Below are 2,431 nucleotides of genomic sequence, written 5' to 3'. Positions count from 1 at the left end.
GACATATTAAAATTGCTCTTACACTCTTAGTGTATATTATCTATGTTATGTTAAATTCACGACGATTGGAATTTTGTACACGTAGTTGTTACCACCTACCAAATATCAATAAGTTAGATACCTCCTTTAGAAAGTTGACTATGTGAAATCTCTTTCCCCTGTGAATTTGAAATTTGTGAGTATTAAACATAATGGCCATTTACCATAAAATACGTTATCAGAAGATCTATTTAACTAAAGTTAAATAGATCTTCTGATAAAAAATAACTTAGTTTTCGATTACTCTTACTAAGATTCGAAGCAATATTTACTCATTTTATTCTTTGGTAGTTTTACTCTATGTCGTTTTTCAATTAACGTTGATACCTTGCTATTCTGGCAATATTCCCATGTATTTTGTCTAATCACTACATCGACTAGGTCTAAATTTAAACCTAAGTATTTTTGTACATTTGAACTGTCAGAAAATTGTACATATACCATTCGATTCTTTTTCGATATATAGAGAGATGATACTTCTATTTGGTAATTTCTCTCCAAGTTCTCCTTTAACTTCTCTCGCCAGTCTTCAATCAACACCTGCCTCCTAAAGTGAAAATATTTGAGGTTGTCACAGACATGCTATATATTGCATTTATCACTAAAAAACAATAGAGATATTTTACTATGTTTAACGACTGTTCAACACTATTTATTGGGTATGATGACGGTAATGCCCAACATAAGATCTCAGCTGAATCTGTTAAAACCTCCTTTCCTACACACATCCAACGTTCGACTGAACGTTTTGCGGTACTAGATGAAACCTTTTCAGTATCAAGTAATGCTCCTGTTCAAACGAAATTTACTTCTGCTGTTACAGGTAACGCTTACACCATTGGTGAGGTAAAACAACCTATTCCCAGGAACGATGACTTCTCCAATAGTGAAGCAGCTCAGGTTTTACTGCAGCATGGCTTAAATCAATTTGGAGATGAGTTACTCAATAAAAAGTACGTTCTTTGTACTGGAATGCCATTAAGACAGTTCTTTAAAACAGATGGGTCCGTCAACGAAAACAATGTTAAGCAAAAGATGCTCTCTATGCAGAGATCTTTTGATCACTTAGGTACTGACCCGGAATCGAAGCTGCGGAAGTCAAATATTGAAGCTCTACTTGTTCAGCCCGAAGCACTAGCAGCCCTTCGTGTATTCCTATTTAAGAGAGATGATTCAGGGATGTTGGTACATAACCCTGAATACATAGGAAAAACGATCGCAATCGCTGATCCTGGTGGTAAAACAACTGATATAGCTGTGTTTGACGATGGAACTATTGATATGGATCGTTCTGTCACCCAGGACATCGGGTTCAATCAGATTGTCAAAAAAGCATCCAACTACCTTTACGATTTAGGTTTCACCACACCCACACATCAGCAGTGCCGTAAGTTAATTGATGAAGGTATTGTTACAGTTCGGGGGGTTGAGAAAGATCATTCTGAATGGGCAGAGAATGCACGGAAGGAGCTAGCTAGTAAGATTTTTGGCGCAATCACTGATACCTTATCTAAAGCTGTAGATATTGATTTAATCATATTCATTGGAGGTACTATTGCCGCATTGCGTGAAGAAATTACACCTTTAATTGAAGAGTATTACGGTAAAGATAACAACTCATTCCTCATACCAGATGAAGCAGACAAGCTAAACGCTTGGGGCCTTGAGTTGTTTGCAGAGCTTTGGTACCAAAACAACAAAAAGAATAAGTAGGCAAAGGTCATGGGGCGCTTTTCATTAAAAGTGGAAATAAGGATACCAAATGATTACTCAACAGAATGCCGAGAGTTAGCGAATTCAAAATCAATAACTCTCAAATCGTTAGTCGAAGAGTTAATTAGAATTGGGTATTTCATCGAAGAGGGTGAGTTCGATAAGCTTATGTATTATTTTGATAACATCCTCCCTCATGAGATCAGAGACTGGGATTGGTGCCGCAACTTAGGGTTACACATTGATAAAGTAAAGAGAAGAGCTAGCATACACATAACGGATTCTTCTGTGTATCACCAAGGTCTCGTTCATACTTATTTGTCTGCACATTCCGAAAACGATCCCAAGCAAGCTCTTAATGATGTCAACCAACATGCTATCAATATGATGAATTCTGCTATTCATTTCCTTCAAAACCAAAGTAATAAAGAAAGGTTTAAGTGTAATGAGTACAAGACACTCGAAAATGTTGAGCAACATTTGGCTAAAATAGCTTCAAGTATTGAAAAGCTTTCAAACCACCCTATTGGCTTTAGAGCTGTTGAGGGGCAAACTGAACAGCCAGATGCTTTTTCTACGAAAGATGATTATCTTGAAAGTAAAGATGGTGTCTCTGATAGCTTAGCTATTGATAATTTCAACATGGAGTCATTGCTGATAGCTTAAGAAAAATGGGGCT

Annotated in this window: 2 protein-coding genes; both read left to right on the top strand. The window is 36.7% G+C overall.

The annotated features are described in order from the left end of the window. Positions 1-666 precede the first annotated feature (666 nt). Positions 667-1,752 (top strand): ParM/StbA family protein, encoded by a 1,086-nt coding sequence (locus IQR33_RS02570; RefSeq protein ID WP_025634167.1) that lies wholly within the window; start codon positions 667-669, stop codon positions 1,750-1,752. 9 nt (positions 1,753-1,761) lie between these two features. Further along, positions 1,762-2,418, top strand: a complete 657-nt coding sequence (locus IQR33_RS02565) for a hypothetical protein (RefSeq protein WP_025634166.1) — start codon at positions 1,762-1,764, stop codon at positions 2,416-2,418. The last annotated feature ends 13 nt before the right edge of the window (positions 2,419-2,431 follow it).

This window comes from Vibrio sp. OPT46 (genome assembly GCF_015163535.1).
In the GTDB taxonomy this organism is placed as follows: Bacteria; Pseudomonadota; Gammaproteobacteria; order Enterobacterales; family Vibrionaceae; genus Vibrio; species Vibrio alginolyticus.
Note: the sequence above shows the minus strand (reverse complement) of the source record. Positions and strands in the feature narration are given on the sequence as shown.